Here is a 15,504-nt window from a genome sequence, read left to right on the forward strand (position 1 = left end):
AAACGCAAACGAGCTCTAGCCATGAACCTGTTTCAACAAAAAGCTGATGAGCGCTTTTGAAGCCGTCGAGAGTTGCCGGTGCGGTGGGTAAATAATTGAGAAAGGACGTGAGCAGCCTGAGGTGTGTTTCAGTACTTCTACCAGCAGCCCGGAGCGGATCTGATCTTCGACGATGAAACGATAGGTCTGGCAAATTCCCAGCCCGTTTTTCGCCATCGATACAACGCCTAAAACATCGTCACTGATTTGTACATTAGCCGTCGGTAGACGTTCTACCGGTTGACCATGGTCCATAAGTTGCCACGGCCTGACTCTTCCACTGCTTGGCACGACAAAGGGCAAGCACTGATGCTGTTGCAAGTCATCCAGGCACTTGGGTACACCCTTGCTGAGCAGGTACAGAGGTGCTGCAACCAGACACAACCGCGCATCTTCCAATTTACGGGCTATCAGTGCGCTGTCAGGCAAGCAGCCCACACGAATGGCCATGTCAAAATTGTCAGCGACCAGATCCACGTTGTGGTTACTGATGCTCAGTTCGATCCTGACCTGAGGGTGTATGCGGCTAAAAGCTGCTAACAGGCCAGGCAGACGGTAATGGCCGTAAGTGGTAGGTGCACTCACTCGCAGGCGAGCATTCAACGCATCGTTAGGGCCGGATAATGAACGCTCCACGTCACTGATCTGCGCAAATGCCAGGCGTGTCTGGTTCAGGTATGTGAGTCCTGCATCAGTGATGCTCAGTCGGCGTGTCGTCAGTCTGAGTAACTGAACCCCCAGATGTGTTTCAAGGCGTTTGATTGCTCGGCTGATAACCGTCGGTGTTGTCGCTAGCTCGACCGCCGCGGCACTGAGGGAGCCGTTGTCTGCCACGGCGATAAAGGCTTCAACGTCAGCCAGGTGATTAAATCGGCGGGCCATTACACCTCCCAGAGGCAAAGTGATTGTCATTCATGCGGATTTCTCAGGACGAACACGGTAATTACATTCCTGAAGTGAAAGAGGCAACGGTTCTCTTAATACTCAGGAGGCACTATGAAACTTTTAAACATCCTCGCGATAAGCGCTGTTGTGGGAGGCGCCAGCTTTACGGTACAAGCCGCCAAGGTGCTGGTTGTATTGTCCGACGCCAGTGAGCTGGAACTGAAAAATGGCCGTTCAATACCCACCGGGTTCTACTTCAATGAACTGATGCAACCGGTAAAAATGCTCCTTGATGCCGGGCACACCCTTACCTTTGCAACGCCTTTGGGGCGAGCACCAACAATGGATCAGGGTTCTTTTGACAAGTCCTATTTCGGTGGCAGTAACGAGGCACTGAATGACCATAAAGTATTGATGGACAGGCTCAAGATTACTTCGTTGACTGACTCGCCGGTGGTCAGCCTATCGCGTATAGAACACGTGGGTTATGCCCAGTTTGATGCACTGTATGTTCCAGGGGGGCGTGCGCCTTTACAGGATTTAGCCACCGACACGTCGATGGGCAAATTACTCACCCACTTTCATCAGTCCGGTAAACCGACAGCATTGGTATGTCATGGGCCAGTGGCCTTGTTGTCGACGTTGCCGGACGCACCAGGATTCGTTGCGCAGCTGGAAACGGCCAAGGATAAACCGCCTTTAACCGGGTGGATTTATGCGGGCTACAAAATGACGGTTATGAACAATACGGAAGAGAAGCTTGCTCAACGTCGGCTGCAGGGCGGAGAAATGAAATACATGCCCCAAACAGCCTTTGAACAGGCCGGTGGTGACTATACGTCCTCTCTCGTGCCGTTCAGTCCTTATGTGGTATCCGATCGCGAACTGATTACCGGTCAAAATCCGGCATCTTCAATCAGGGTCGCCGAAGAGTTGCTCAAGCGCTTGCAATAAAAATTGGTGTGTTTCGTTAATCACTTTTTAAAAGAAGGATCATGTTGTGAGCGCCTTAAACTACGTAATGATTGTATTGGCGGTTGGTTCGATCGCAGGTTGCAGTTCTTCAACTATTTCCTCATGGAAGGGCCGGGACCTGCGTTTTGGCGTTGAAGCCTTGGTGCCTCCTTTTGAAAGTCGCAATGCTCAGGGAGAACTTGTGGGTTTGAACATTGAGTTGGGTAATGCGCTTTGCGCTGAACTTGATGTCAAGTGCCTCTGGGTTGACCAAGACTATGCGACCAATATTGATGCCCTGGAAGCAGGCCGGTTTGATGCAATCATGCCAATGTCAGCGACGCCCTTACGCCGCCAGCGGATCGAGTTTACAGACTCGCTATATACGCTGGACTCAAGGCTTGTCACCCGGGTAAACCGGAATCTAACGCCCGATCCTGCCTCTCTTGAAGGTAAGCGTGTCGGCGTTCTGGCGGGGACCAGTCGGCAAGCCTTTGCCAAGGCGCGCTGGGAAACCGCAGGCGTGGTAATAAGCACTTTTCAATTTAATGATGAATTGATTCGCAGTCTGATGACGGGTGAAATTGACGCTACTTTGCAAGATACGATAGAAATTTCACAGGCATTACTGGATACCCCACAGGGTGACGGCTTTGGATTTTCAGGCCCGCCTGTCAAAGATGAACTGTTAGGGAGTGGCATTGCGATAGGGGTCCGTCAATCAGACACAACACTGCGCATAGCTTTAAATAGCGCCTTGCTGACGTTAAAAGAAAGCGGTCAGTACGCGGATATCGTCAATCGTTATCTGCAGGCTGAATGAGGTCATACCCTCTGTGGGCGCGACGATACGACATGCTCGCGATGCTGGCGCCGCAGTTTGTCAAATAAACCGAGGTGACGTCATCGCGAGCAAGCCGGCTGCAACGCTCTAGAAACTGTACTTGGAGGTCAGCATCAGGCTGCGCGGTTCGCCGTAATAAGTCGTACCGAAGTTGCCCAGGCCCGACAGGTACTTTTTGTCGAACACGTTGTTGGCATTGAGGTTGAACGTCAGGTGTTCGTTGTACTCGTAGCGGGTCATCAGGTTGACCAGCGCAAAGCTCCGCTGCTCGATGATGTCGTAGTCTTCTTTGGCTGAGTTGTAGATCTTGCCGTAGAACGGGCTCTGCCAGTTCACGCCACCGCCCACGGTCACCTTGTTCATCACGCCCGGCAGGCGGTAGGTGGTAAACACCCGCGCCACGTTTTCCGGTTTGGTGGTTTCCAGCGGGTAGCCATAAACCCGCTCCCCATCATCGGAGCGGGTTTTGGCGTAGGTGTAGCCGGCGATCAGGTTCCAGTCCGGCATCAGTTCACCAGACAGCTCAAGCTCGATACCGTTGGTGGTTGCACCATCCAGGGATTCAAAGATACCCAGGTTGGTGTTTACGTTGGTACCGACCTGAATGGGGACATTTTTCTGTTCGGTGCGAAACACCGCTGCACTGGCATTCAGTCGGCCATCGAAGTACTCGCCCTTCACGCCGAGTTCGTAGCTGTTGCCTTCGGTCGGTGCCAGAGTAGCGCCCGAACTGCTCTGCTCGGTGAGGGGTTTGTAGATAGAGGTGTAGCTGCCGTATACCGAGTAGTTCTCGTTGATGTCATACACAACGCCGGCGTAGGGCGTAACCTCTCCGTGCTGTTTAGCAGTGGTTTTGTTGTCCTGGAAGTTGCTGCTTTGCTCGTAATACCGGTAGGTGCTGTTGTACTGGAAGTCACTCAGGCGACTGCCGAGAATAATCGACCAGTCGTCCGCGGGGTTGAAACGTGCGGCGATGTAGGCGCTGTTCTGATTCTGGTTGGTTTCATATTTACCGTTCTTCGGGAAGTCCGGTCGCGGGTATTTGCCATTCCAATCAAAGATGCTTTCGGACAGCACACGATATTCACTGCTGTCAAAGGTCGCGCCGGTTTGCCGGGAAGACTGTGATGTGGCACCGACCACCAGTTCATGTTCGCGGCCAAACAGGGTAAACGGGCCGGTGGCATTGATATCGAAGGTGTTTTGTACGCGATGGCCTTCCCAGTGACCCCAATAGAAGGACATGCCTTTACCGGTCACCGGATCAGGCAAGCCACCACTGGCCGATCCCAACAGGGTGTCGTGATCGTTGGTTTGCTGGGTCAGGGTGGCTTTGACTTTCCAGTCATTGGCAAAGCGGTGTTCCAGGGAGGCGAAAGTCGTCTGGATCTGGACGTCGCGACGGCTCCAGTCAGTTGCCGGGTTGAACGAACGGCTGAAATCGGTCTTGGTGTAGTTGGAGTAGTAGTACGGGTTACCGGTCCAGGATGAACCGCGCGGCTTGATATTCTGGTAGTCCATGCCGAAGGTGAACAGGGTGTCCGGCGTGAGGTCTGCTTCGATGATGCCGTAGAACACATCATTCTTTTTGGAGTAGTGATCAATGTACGAGTCAGCATCCTGATACACCGCAACCATGCGTCCGCGTACGCTGCCATCGTCATTCAGCGGTCCGGAAATATCGCCTTCGGTGCGGTAATTGTCCCAGGAGCCTGCGCTCGCAGTGACTGAAGCCTTGAAGTCGCGGGTTGGTTTTTTGCGGATCAGGTTGACCGTGGCCGAGGGCTCGCCCGAGCCGGACAACAGGCCGGTAGCGCCCTTCACGATATCTACCCGGTCATACAGGGCCATGTCGACCTTGGTTGCGCCCTCATCGAAAACCCCGTCATACAGCGTGTTGACCCCGTCGTACTGGAAGTTGGTGATGGCATAACCGCGCGCCGAATACTCCATGCGGTCGCTGTCGTAAGCCTGGGTGGACACACCCGGCGCGTTGCGCAACACATCGCCGATGCTCTGGGCGGCCTGGTCATCCATCAGTTGGCGGGTGATCACGGTCACGGTTTGCGGGGTTTCGCGGATCGAGAGCGGCAGTTTGGTCGAACTGTTGCTGGCGCCGGTGGTGTAGGAGTGGGTGTCTTCGGTAGTCAGCGAGTTGCCCAGGCCCTGGCCGGAAATCGTGGTCGCGCCCAGCTCCAGGCCGTTGCCTTGAGGGGCGCTCAAAATAACCGTGTCGCCGTTGAGCTGATACGAAATACCACTGCCTTGCAGCAAGGACTCCAGTGCCTTGACCGGTTCGAGAGAGCCGGACACCGAGCGTGACTTGATGCCTTGAACCTGATCCGGGCTATACAGAATTTGCAGATTGGCTTGCTTGCCCAGTTCATTCAGCGCGCTGGCCAGGGATTGAGACGGAATATTCAAAGCCACAGGCGCCGCCTGGGCAATGGATGACCCCAGCAATACCGTCGCTACAAAGGCGCTGGACAGCAGGGTACGGCGAACTGTCTGGCGCTGGGTAGCGATCGAAAGGGGGGTCCGGCTCAAGTTGGGTCGTTGCATCGCGTGCCTAGGCTCCGAAGTGGAATGTTTCTTTTTAGTTAATGGGAATAGTTATTAGACGCAGCACGGTGGAGAAACCAGATACAGGTTTTTCAAATAGTTGTATTTAGCGGATGGCCACAGTCGGGGCCTTAGTGGGAGCGGGCTTGCTCGCGATGGCATCAATGGGATCAATCAGGCAAACCGAGTCGCCTGCATCGCGAGCAAGCCCGCTCCCACATTAAATAGATTGTTCTGCTGGTGGGACGATTTGTGTCGATAACGCTATCTAGTCTTATAGGTGAATCGAATCTAAGCTTGTCACCATGATTTACAGGAGGTGCAACATGAAAAAGATTCTTGGCGTGTACACAGCTCCCCGTCCTCATTGGGTCGGCGATGGCTTTCCGGTTCGCACGTTGTTTTCCTACGACAGCATGGGCAAACACATCAGCCCGTTCCTGTTGCTTGATTACGCAGGGCCAGCGGAGTTCTCGCCTACCACTGAACGCCGTGGCGTAGGTCAGCACCCGCATCGTGGTTTTGAAACCGTGACCATCGTCTACGAGGGCGAAGTCGAGCACCGTGACTCCACCGGTAACGGCGGGGTGATCGGGCCGGGAGATGTGCAGTGGATGACCGCTGCCTCGGGGATCCTGCATGAGGAGTTCCATTCCGAGGAGTTTGCCCGCAGTGGCGGCCCGCTGGAAATGGTGCAGCTATGGGTCAATCTGCCGGCCAGGGACAAAATGTCCGCGCCGGGGTATCAGGGCATTGTGGATCGGGATATTCCGGATCTGGCGCTCAAGGACGATGCCGGCCGGTTGCGCCTGATTGCCGGTGAATTCGATGGCAAGCGCGGCCCGGCGCGCACCTTTACCGATATCGACGTGTGGGATATCCGCTTGAACGCGGGCAAGTCGGCCACGTTCGATGTGCATCAGGGCCGCAATACGGCGCTGGTGGTGTTGCACGGTGCGGTTGAGGTCAACGGTCAGGAAGTGGTACGTGAAGGGCAGTTGGCGCTGTTCGAGCGTGACGGTTCACAGGTCAGGCTTGAAGCAAACAACGATGCTGTGCTGCTGATTCTGAGTGGCGAGCCGATCGACGAGCCTATCGTGGGGCATGGCCCGTTCGTGATGAACACCGATGCCGAAATCCATCAGGCCTTTGTGGACTTCCAGTCGGGCAAGTTTGGCCGTATGCCTGTGTAGCAACGCCTGTCGATACGCTGCTCCCGGTCAAGCCCTGGTGGGAGCGAGCCTGCTCGCGAATGTTCTTCGCGAGCAGGCTCGCTCCCACAATTGATGTCTCTACAGCGCTTTTAAACCCGCTCGAAAATAACCGCTATGCCCTGGCCACCGCCAATACACATGGTTGCCAGGGCGTAGCGCCCCTTGATCCGGTGCAGTTCGTGGATGGCCTTGGTGGCGATGATCGCGCCAGTGGCGCCCACCGGATGCCCCAAGGCGATCCCCGAGCCATTGGGGTTGACCTTGGCCGGGTCCATGTCCAGTTCCTGCATCACGGCGCAAGCCTGGGCTGCGAAGGCGATATTGGCTTCGATAACGTCCATGTCTTCGATGGTCAGCCCCGCCCGTTTCAGCGCCAGGCGTGTTGCCGGAATCGGTCCAAGGCCCATCAGCTCGGGCTCTACACCGGCATGGGCATAGGCCACCATCCGGGCCATTGGCACAAGGTTATCAGCCCGTACCGCAGCGCCACTGGCCAGTACCAGCGCTGCCGCACCGTCATTGAGCCCCGATGCATTGCCCGCGGTAACACTGCCGTCCTTCTTGAACGCCGGTTTCATTTGCGCCAACTGTTCAAGGGTGGTGGCCCGCGGGTGTTCATCCTGACTGAACAACACGGTGCCCTTGCGGCTGCGTACCTCGACGGCGGCAATCTGGCTGTCGAAGTAGCCTTCGGCGATGGCCCGCGCTGCACGCTGCTGGTCCTCAAACGCCAGGGCATCCTGAGTCTGGCGGCTGATGCTGTTGCGCTCGGCGATGTTTTCGGCGGTGATGCCCATGTGAATGCCGTGGAACGGGTCGTGCAGAATGCCGAGCATGTAATCGAGCATCTGCGTATCCCCCATGCGCGCACCCCAACGGGCAGCAGGCATCAGGTACGGGCCGCGACTCATGGCTTCGGCCCCGGCCCCAATGGCAAATTCGGCATCGCCGAGCATCAGGGTATGGGCGGCTGAAATAATTGCCTGCAAACCGGAGCCGCACAGGCGATTGACGTTATAGGCCGGTGTTTCCTTGGGGATCCCGGCATTGATCGCGGCGACTCGCGCCAGGTAGGCATCCTGGGGCTCGGTTGGTATCACATTACCCATCACCACGTGGCCGATGCGCTCGGGGTCGACCTGGCTATTCAGCAACGCGGCTTTTACGGCGGTAGTGGCCAGGTCGCCCAGAGGCACGTCCTTGAGTGCGCCACCAAAGGTGCCGATGGCCGTTCGCTGGGCGCTGAGGATGAAGATTTCAGAAGCTTGCATGGCGGATCCTTGTTGTTTTATTGGGCCAAATGCGCTGGATTATTTCACGGGGTGATCAAGGTGGGAGTCGTCCATTTGAGGGGCCTGGGTGTCGACCTGGCCATCCAGAAGGGTCATGAAGGCATGGGCGGCATTGGACAAGGTCCGCTCCGTATGCACGATATAACCCAGCTGGCGGGTCAACTGGATGCCGGGCAAGGCAATCGATGCCACTTGTTCGTCGAGCATCGTGCGCGGCAGCACGCTCCAGGCCAGCCCGATGGACACCATCATTTTGATGGTCTCCAGGTAGTTGGTGCTCATGGCGATATTGGGTGTCAGGCCCTGGGCTTCAAACAAGCGATGGACAATATGGTGGGTGAAGGTATTGCCGCCGGGGAACACCGCCGGATGGCGCGCAATATCAGCCATGCTGACCGCCTTTTTTCGGGTCAGGCTGTGCTCCGGAGCGACCACGAAGTCCAGCGGGTCATCCCAGACCGGTACGGCACGAATCAGCGAGTGAGGTTCCGGCGCGAGGGTGATCACTGCCAGTTCGGCGCGGCCATGCAGGATTTCGTCATAGGCGACTTCTGAATCCAGAAACTGAATATCCAGCGCGACCTTGGGGTACGTGCGCGTGAACTCCCGCAGCAAAGGCGGCAGCCGGTGCAGGCCAATGTGATGGCTGGTGGCCAGGGTCAGGCGCCCGCTGACTTCACCATTGAGGTTATTCAGCGCCCTGCGGGTGTCATCCAGCACGTTGAGAATCTGATAGGCCCGCGGCAATAAAGCCCGGCCCGCCTCGGTCAGGCTGACCTCGCGGCCCAGCCGGTCGAACAGCCTGAGCTTGAGTTGCTGCTCAATGCTGGCGATGCGTTTACTGATGGCGGGCTGGGTCAGGAACAGCCGTTCGGCGGCTCCGGAAAAGCTTCCGGTTTCAGCAATGGCAATAAAGGCATTGAGATTCGCGAGATCCATCTATTCGAATTCCTGTTGGTTATCCAAAGCATGAAAATTATGAATTTGAGTTATTAACTGTAACGCCATAGGATCGACCTCACAAGCCAAGTGGTTATTGGCACAGAAAAGTAGCTGATGAGGAAACCGTCTGATGGCCGGCAAAACGCTCTACGACAAGCTCTGGGATTCGCATTTGGTCAAGCAGCGCGACGATGGCTCGGCGCTGATCTACATCGATCGTCATATCATTCATGAAGTGACGTCGCCGCAAGCCTTTGAAGGCTTGCGTCTGGCCGGGCGCAAGCCTTGGCGGATCGATGCCAACATCGCCACCCCGGACCACAACGTACCGACCACGCCAGAGCGCAAAGGCGGGATCGAAGCGATTGCTGACCAGGTTTCCCGTTTGCAGGTCCAGACCCTGGACGACAACTGCGACGAATACGGCATTACCGAATTCAAGATGAACGACGTGCGTCAGGGCATCGTTCATGTGATCGGCCCGGAGCAGGGTGCCACCTTGCCGGGCATGACCGTGGTCTGCGGCGACTCGCATACCTCGACCCACGGTGCATTCGGTGCATTGGCCCACGGTATCGGCACCTCCGAGGTTGAGCATGTGCTCGCCACGCAGTGCCTGGTGGCCAAAAAAATGAAGAACATGCTGGTGTCGGTTGAAGGGCAATTGCCATTCGGCGTGACCGCCAAGGACATCGTGCTGGCGGTGATCGGCAAGATCGGCACCGCAGGCGGCAATGGTCACGCCATCGAGTTCGCTGGCAGCGCGATTCGCGACTTGTCGGTTGAAGGGCGCATGACCATCTGCAACATGTCCATCGAAGCCGGTGCCCGCGTGGGCCTGGTGGCGGCGGATCAAAAGACCGTCGATTACGTGAAGGGACGTCCGTTCTCTCCTAAAGGTGCCGAATGGGACATGGCTGTCGAAGCCTGGAAAGACTTGGTTTCCGACAGCGATGCAACATTTGACACCGTGGTTGAACTCGACGCAGCCCAGATCAAGCCACAAGTCAGCTGGGGCACTTCGCCCGAGATGGTATTGGCGGTTGATCAGAATGTGCCGGATCCGGCGCAGGAAGCCGACCTGGTCAAGCGCGGTTCGATTGAACGTGCGTTGAAGTACATGGGTTTGACAGCTAATCAGGCGATCACTGACATCCAGCTGGATCGCGTGTTCATTGGCTCGTGCACCAACTCGCGTATCGAAGACTTGCGTGCTGCAGCCGTGATTGCCAAAGGTCGCAAAGTAGCGTCCACCATCAAGCAGGCGATCGTGGTTCCGGGTTCGGGCCTGGTCAAGGCCCAGGCCGAGTCGGAAGGGCTGGACAAGATTTTCCTGGAGGCCGGTTTTGAATGGCGCGAGCCAGGTTGCTCGATGTGCCTTGCCATGAACCCGGACCGACTGGAGTCCGGCGAGCATTGTGCATCGACCTCCAACCGCAACTTCGAAGGCCGTCAGGGTGCCGGTGGTCGTACCCACCTGGTGAGCCCGGCAATGGCCGCCGCCGCCGCTGTGAACGGTCGTTTCATCGACGTCCGTGAATTGATCTAAGGAGCGCAGCATGAAAGCTTTTACTCAGCACACGGGTTTGGTCGCGCCTTTGGATCGTGCCAACGTGGACACTGACCAAATCATTCCCAAGCAGTTTTTGAAGTCGATCAAGCGCACTGGCTTTGGTCCGAACCTGTTTGATGAATGGCGCTATCTGGATGTAGGGCAGCCGTACCAGGACAACTCCAAGCGCCCCCTGAACAAGGACTTTGTGCTCAACGCCGAGCGTTATCAGGGCGCCAGCGTGTTGCTGGCCCGTGAAAACTTCGGCTGCGGTTCCAGCCGTGAACACGCGCCATGGGCGCTGGAAGAGTATGGCTTTCGCAGCATCATCGCGCCGAGTTATGCCGACATCTTCTTCAATAACAGCTTTAAAAATGGTTTGTTGCCGATCATCTTGAGCGACGCCGAGCTTGATGAACTGTTTGCCCAGGTTGAAGCCCAGCCGGGTTACCAGCTCAGTATCGACCTTGAAGCGCAAACCGTGACCCGCCCCGATGGCAAGGTCATGAACTTTGAGATCGATGCGTTTCGCAAACATTGTTTGCTCAATGGTCTGGACGATATCGGTTTGACCTTGCAAGACGGCGAGGCGATTGCAGCGTTTGAAAGCAAGCATCGGGCAAGCCAGCCATGGTTGTTCCGCGACGCATAACACGTCTTGTAGTCGCTGCCGCAGGCTGCGAAGGGTTGCGTAGCAACCCGTTTCCTGGAATCTCCGCGACCCCTATCGCAGCCTGCGGCAGCGACTACAGATTCAACAAGGACATCAACATGACCAGCACCGCCCAGCACACCCAGGTTGTACAAAAGCAGTTTGGCGAACAGGCTTCGGCCTATCTGAGCAGCGCCGTGCACGCGCAAGGCACAGAATTCGGCCTGCTAAAGGCCGAGCTGGCCGGCAAGTCAGAGGCGCGGGTGCTGGATCTGGGCTGTGGCGCGGGCCATGTGAGTTTCCATGTGGCGGCACTGGTCAAGGAAGTGGTGGCCTACGACCTGTCGCAGCAAATGCTCGATGTCGTAAGCGCCGCTGCGATCGATCGCGAGCTGGGCAATATCAGTACCGTGTGCGGTGCGGCCGAACGCCTGCCCTTTGCTGACGGTGAATTTGATTACGTGCTCAGCCGTTATTCGGCGCATCACTGGAGCGACCTCGGCCTGGCCCTGCGTGAAGTGCGTCGGGTACTCAAGCCGGGTGGTGTGGCGGCATTTATCGATGTGATTTCTCCCGGCAGTCCGCTGTTCGACACCTATCTGCAAAGTGTTGAGGTGCTGCGTGACACCAGCCATGTGCGCGATTATTCCACTGCCGAGTGGCTGCGCCAGGTCAGTGAAGCCGGTTTGCATACGCGCAGCACACAGCGCCAGCGTTTGCGTTTAGAGTTCAGCTCCTGGATAGAGCGCATGCGTACGCCGCAGGTCATGAGCGCGGCCATTCGCCAGTTGCAACAGTCGATGGGCGCTGAAGTTCGCGATTATTTTGAAGTTGAAGCCGATGGCTCGTTCTGCACCGATGTGCTGGTGCTTTGGGCTGAGAAGTAACCCTAAATATTTCAGGATGCGCCTGCGGGGGCATCAACAGACAAGAAAGAGGAACCCATGAGCAAGCAGATTCTGATTCTCCCAGGCGATGGTATTGGTCCGGAAATCATGGCCGAAGCGGTCAAGGTGCTGGCGTTGGCCAACGACAAGTTCAACCTGAACTTTGAGCTGACCCACGACGTGATCGGCGGCGCTGCCATCGACAAGCATGGCGTACCGCTGGCTGACGAAACCCTGGAGCGCGCTCGTGTGGCCGACGCTGTGTTGCTGGGCGCCGTGGGTGGCCCTAAATGGGACAAGATCGATCGCGATATTCGCCCTGAGCGTGGTCTGCTGAAAATCCGTGCGCAATTGGGTCTGTTCGGCAACTTGCGTCCGGCGATCCTGTATCCGCAACTGGCGGATGCATCGAGCCTCAAGCCTGAAATCGTTGCGGGTCTGGACATCCTTATCGTTCGCGAGCTGACTGGCGGCATCTATTTCGGTTCACCGCGCGGCACTCGCGAACTGGAAAACGGTGAGCGTCAGGCTTATGACACGCTGCCGTACAGCGAAAGCGAGATCCGTCGCATCGCCCGTGTCGGTTTCGACATGGCCCGTGTTCGCGGTAAAAAACTGTGTTCGGTAGACAAGGCCAACGTACTGGCTTCCAGCCAACTGTGGCGTGAAGTGGTCGAGCAAGTCGCCAAGGACTACCCGGACGTTGAACTGAGCCACATGTACGTCGACAACGCCGCCATGCAACTGGTGCGAGCGCCCAAGCAATTTGACGTGATCGTGACCGAGAACATGTTCGGCGACATCCTGTCCGATCAGGCCTCGATGCTCACGGGGTCGATTGGCATGCTGCCGTCGGCATCCCTGGACACCAACAATAAAGGCATGTACGAGCCGTGCCACGGTTCGGCGCCGGACATCGCAGGGCAGGGCATTGCCAACCCTCTGGCAACCATTCTGTCGGTCTCGATGATGCTGCGGTACAGCTTCAATCAGAGCGCTGCGGCCGATGCCATTGAGCAGGCGGTGAGCCTGGTTCTGGACCAGGGCTTGCGCACCGGCGACATCTGGTCGGCGGGTTGCACCAAGGTTGGAACACAGGAAATGGGCGATGCAGTAGTCGCCGCGCTACAGAATCTGTAATCTCTCTGGCCCGTTACTTCCTGTTGGTGGAAGTAACGACCCCACTTTTTGTTAAAGGTGTCGTTGTGATGAAGCGTGTAGGTCTGGTCGGTTGGCGCGGTATGGTTGGTTCCGTACTCATGCAGCGGATGCTGGAAGAGCAGGATTTCGATCTTATTGAGCCAGTGTTTTTTACTACTTCCAATGTCGGTGGACAAGGTCCGTCCGTGGGCAAGGATATTGCCCCGCTCAAGGATGCTTACAACATTGAAGAGTTAAAAACCCTCGATGTGATCCTGACCTGCCAGGGCGGCGACTACACCACCGTGGTGTTCCCCAAGCTGCGTGAGGCGGGTTGGCAAGGTTACTGGATCGATGCGGCATCGAGCCTGCGGATGCAGGATGACGCGGTCATTATTCTGGACCCGGTCAACCGCAAGGTGATCGACCAGCAACTGGACGCGGGCACCAAGAACTACATCGGCGGCAACTGCACCGTCAGCCTGATGCTGATGGGCCTGGGCGGCCTGTTTGAAGCAGGTCTGGTGGAGTGGATGAGCGCCATGACCTACCAGGCGGCCTCGGGCGCCGGCGCGCAGAACATGCGTGAGCTGATCAAGCAAATGGGCGCGACCCATGCCGCGGTGGCAGATCAACTGGCTGATCCGGCCAGTGCAATCCTGGACATTGACCGTCGTGTGGCAGAAGCCATGCGCAGCGATGCGTACCCGACCGAAAACTTCGGCGTGCCCTTGGCTGGTAGCTTGATTCCGTGGATCGACAAAGAGCTGCCAAACGGTCAGAGCCGTGAAGAATGGAAGGCGCAGGCAGAAACGAACAAGATTCTGGGTCGCTTCAAAAACCCGGTTCCTGTTGACGGTATCTGTGTGCGTATCGGCGCGATGCGTTGCCACAGTCAGGCATTGACCATCAAGCTGAACAAGGATGTGCCCATTGCTGATATCGAAGGCTTGATCAGCCAGCACAACCCTTGGGTCAAGCTGGTGCCGAATCAGCGTGAAGCCAGCATTCAAGAACTGAGCCCGACCAAGGTCACAGGTACCCTGAATGTGCCGGTTGGCCGTCTGCGCAAGCTGAACATGGGTTCGCAATTCCTCGGTGCATTCACCGTTGGCGATCAGTTGCTGTGGGGCGCGGCTGAGCCGTTGCGTCGCATGTTGCGGATCTTGCTGGAGCGTTAATTCGTCCTGGCAAACCCAAGGCCCGCCTCTCGCAAGAGTGGCGGGTTTTTTATTGGATTCTCGTGTGGTGGTTAGCCGTAGCAGCTGCCAAGGAACGATGGCTGCGTCCGGCGACGCAGTCGTCGTAAGGCCTGAGCCTTCGGTCTACCTGTTAAAACGTGTACACAGGTTTTACGATCGCTTCGCAATCGGACGCAGCCATCGTTCCTCGGCAGCTGCTACGAATTGTCATCAGCCATCAAATTGGCCGGTTGCGTTGCCTGTCGCAGTTGCGCCCGGTAAAGTGCCGCTCCCCACGTTTCGCCTGAGGTAGACACATGAGCCAGTCCTTTGATATCGCCGTTGTTGGCGCCACCGGCACTGTCGGCGAAACCATCGTACAGATCCTGGAAGAGCGCGATTTCCGGATAGCGGATTTGCACTTGCTGGCCAGCAGCGAGTCGGTCGGGCATTCGGTGCCTTTTCGAGGCAAAAACGTAAGAGTGCGTGAAGTCGACGAGTTCGATTTCAGCAAGGTTCAGCTGGTTTTCTTTGCCGCAGGGCCTGCCGTCACCCTTGGTTTTGCTGCCAAAGCCAGCGCAGCCGGCTGCATTGTGATCGATTTGTCCGGTGCACTGCCTTCGGCTCAAGCGCCGCATGTGGTGCCTGAAGCGAATGCGCCAGTTTTGGCTTCGTTGAAAAAGCCTGTTCAGGTCAGCAGTCCGAGCCCTTCGGCGACCGCCCTGGCTGTGGTCCTGGCGCCGTTACGCGGTTTGCTGGACATTGAACATGTGAGTGTGACCGCGTGCCTAGCGGTCTCTGCCCAAGGGCGTGAAGCGGTTTCTGAGCTGGCGCGCCAAACCACTGCGTTGTTGAACCTGCATCCGCTGGAGACCCGTTTTTTTGATCGCCAGATGGCATTCAACCTGCTGGCACAAGTTGGAAAGCCAGATGCTCAGGGCCATGTGCCGCTGGAAAAACGCCTGGTGACGGAGTTGCGCGAAGTGCTGGGCATGCCTGCGCTGAAAATTTCTGTCACCTGCATTCAAGCGCCGGTGTTTTTTGGCGATAGCTTTAGTGTGTCCATGCAACTGGCCGGTCCGGTTGACCTGGCCGGGGTCAATGCCGCGCTTGAAGCCGGTGATTGTATCGAGTTGGTTGAAGACGGCGACTATCCTACAGCTGTGGGGGATGCGGTAGGTCAGGACGTGGTCTATGTAGGTCGTGTCCGTCACGGTGTGGACGACATTTCCCAGCTCAACCTGTGGCTGACCTCAGACAACGTACGCAAGGGTGCTGCGTTGAACGCCGTACAGTTGGCTGAGTTGTTGATAAAAGACCTGCTGTAAAAGATACTTGGCGCCAATTTGTAACTGGTTGC

General features: G+C 56.8%; 13 protein-coding genes. 9 read left to right on the plus strand and 4 right to left on the minus strand.

What is annotated here, in order from left to right; translation table 11 throughout:
* Positions 1-15 precede the first annotated feature (15 nt).
* Complete coding sequence (locus TU76_RS15305) at positions 16-921, minus strand: LysR family transcriptional regulator (protein ID WP_048352001.1); 906 nt, start codon at positions 919-921, stop codon at positions 16-18.
* Between the two features lie 114 nt (positions 922-1,035).
* On the opposite strand from TU76_RS15305, the gene TU76_RS15310 reads away from it, so the two are divergent.
* The gene (locus tag TU76_RS15310; protein WP_019829012.1) at positions 1,036-1,878 is read left to right on the plus strand and encodes a type 1 glutamine amidotransferase domain-containing protein; all 843 of its coding nucleotides are present in this window, start codon (positions 1,036-1,038) and stop codon (positions 1,876-1,878) included.
* Between the two features lie 46 nt (positions 1,879-1,924).
* A complete protein-coding gene (locus TU76_RS15315; protein ID WP_053070221.1) occupies positions 1,925-2,701 on the plus strand; it encodes a transporter substrate-binding domain-containing protein in 777 nt (258 codons plus the stop codon).
* A gap of 108 nt (positions 2,702-2,809) precedes the next feature.
* On the opposite strand, the gene TU76_RS15320 is transcribed toward TU76_RS15315, so the two are convergent.
* Complete coding sequence (locus tag TU76_RS15320) at positions 2,810-5,284, minus strand: TonB-dependent siderophore receptor (protein WP_048352002.1); 2,475 nt, start codon at positions 5,282-5,284, stop codon at positions 2,810-2,812.
* Between the two features lie 326 nt (positions 5,285-5,610).
* On the opposite strand from TU76_RS15320, the gene TU76_RS15325 reads away from it, so the two are divergent.
* Complete coding sequence (locus TU76_RS15325; protein ID WP_048352003.1) at positions 5,611-6,477, plus strand: pirin family protein; 867 nt, start codon at positions 5,611-5,613, stop codon at positions 6,475-6,477.
* Positions 6,478-6,587: 110 nt separating this feature from the next.
* Here the strand turns inward: TU76_RS15325 and TU76_RS15330 are convergent, their stop codons facing one another.
* A complete protein-coding gene (locus tag TU76_RS15330; RefSeq protein ID WP_019829019.1) occupies positions 6,588-7,769 on the minus strand; it encodes an acetyl-CoA C-acyltransferase family protein in 1,182 nt (393 codons plus the stop codon).
* A 39-nt stretch (positions 7,770-7,808) separates the two neighbouring features.
* Entirely contained in the window at positions 7,809-8,729 is a 921-nt protein-coding gene (locus TU76_RS15335) for a LysR family transcriptional regulator (protein WP_019829020.1), read from the minus strand.
* 133 nt (positions 8,730-8,862) lie between these two features.
* On the opposite strand from TU76_RS15335, the gene leuC reads away from it, so the two are divergent.
* From leuC to TU76_RS15365, 6 genes are all read left to right on the plus strand, one after another.
* Entirely contained in the window at positions 8,863-10,281 is a 1,419-nt protein-coding gene (gene leuC, locus TU76_RS15340) for a 3-isopropylmalate dehydratase large subunit (RefSeq protein WP_046809810.1), read from the plus strand.
* Between the two features lie 10 nt (positions 10,282-10,291).
* Positions 10,292-10,936 carry a 3-isopropylmalate dehydratase small subunit gene (leuD, locus tag TU76_RS15345; protein WP_019829022.1) on the plus strand — a complete coding sequence of 215 codons (645 nt, stop codon included), beginning with the start codon at positions 10,292-10,294 and terminating at the stop codon, positions 10,934-10,936.
* Positions 10,937-11,055: 119 nt separating this feature from the next.
* Positions 11,056-11,823 carry a class I SAM-dependent methyltransferase gene (locus TU76_RS15350; RefSeq protein ID WP_048352004.1) on the plus strand — a complete coding sequence of 256 codons (768 nt, stop codon included), beginning with the start codon at positions 11,056-11,058 and terminating at the stop codon, positions 11,821-11,823.
* Positions 11,824-11,880: 57 nt separating this feature from the next.
* Positions 11,881-12,963: a 3-isopropylmalate dehydrogenase gene (gene leuB, locus TU76_RS15355; protein ID WP_019829024.1), complete on the plus strand. Its 1,083-nt coding sequence runs from the start codon at positions 11,881-11,883 to the stop codon at positions 12,961-12,963.
* Positions 12,964-13,031: 68 nt separating this feature from the next.
* Positions 13,032-14,144, plus strand: a complete 1,113-nt coding sequence (asd, locus tag TU76_RS15360; protein WP_048352005.1) for an aspartate-semialdehyde dehydrogenase — start codon at positions 13,032-13,034, stop codon at positions 14,142-14,144.
* Between the two features lie 317 nt (positions 14,145-14,461).
* Entirely contained in the window at positions 14,462-15,472 is a 1,011-nt protein-coding gene (locus TU76_RS15365; protein WP_048352006.1) for an aspartate-semialdehyde dehydrogenase, read from the plus strand.
* Positions 15,473-15,504: the final 32 nt, after the last annotated feature.

Source organism: Pseudomonas psychrophila (genome assembly GCF_001043005.1).
Lineage (GTDB): Bacteria > Pseudomonadota > Gammaproteobacteria > Pseudomonadales > Pseudomonadaceae > Aquipseudomonas > Aquipseudomonas psychrophila.

Coding starts and splice junctions, on each gene's coding strand:
- asd (WP_048352005.1), top strand. CDS start 13,032: ATGAAGCGTGTAGGTCTGGTCGGTTGGCGCGGTATGGTTGGTTCCGTA.
- TU76_RS15320 (WP_048352002.1), bottom strand. CDS start 5,284: ATGCAACGACCCAACTTGAGCCGGACCCCCCTTTCGATCGCTACCCAG.
- leuB (WP_019829024.1), top strand. CDS start 11,881: ATGAGCAAGCAGATTCTGATTCTCCCAGGCGATGGTATTGGTCCGGAA.
- TU76_RS15305 (WP_048352001.1), bottom strand. CDS start 921: ATGGCCCGCCGATTTAATCACCTGGCTGACGTTGAAGCCTTTATCGCC.
- TU76_RS15310 (WP_019829012.1), top strand. CDS start 1,036: ATGAAACTTTTAAACATCCTCGCGATAAGCGCTGTTGTGGGAGGCGCC.
- leuC (WP_046809810.1), top strand. CDS start 8,863: ATGGCCGGCAAAACGCTCTACGACAAGCTCTGGGATTCGCATTTGGTC.
- leuD (WP_019829022.1), top strand. CDS start 10,292: ATGAAAGCTTTTACTCAGCACACGGGTTTGGTCGCGCCTTTGGATCGT.
- TU76_RS15330 (WP_019829019.1), bottom strand. CDS start 7,769: ATGCAAGCTTCTGAAATCTTCATCCTCAGCGCCCAGCGAACGGCCATC.
- TU76_RS15350 (WP_048352004.1), top strand. CDS start 11,056: ATGACCAGCACCGCCCAGCACACCCAGGTTGTACAAAAGCAGTTTGGC.
- TU76_RS15335 (WP_019829020.1), bottom strand. CDS start 8,729: ATGGATCTCGCGAATCTCAATGCCTTTATTGCCATTGCTGAAACCGGA.
- TU76_RS15325 (WP_048352003.1), top strand. CDS start 5,611: ATGAAAAAGATTCTTGGCGTGTACACAGCTCCCCGTCCTCATTGGGTC.
- TU76_RS15365 (WP_048352006.1), top strand. CDS start 14,462: ATGAGCCAGTCCTTTGATATCGCCGTTGTTGGCGCCACCGGCACTGTC.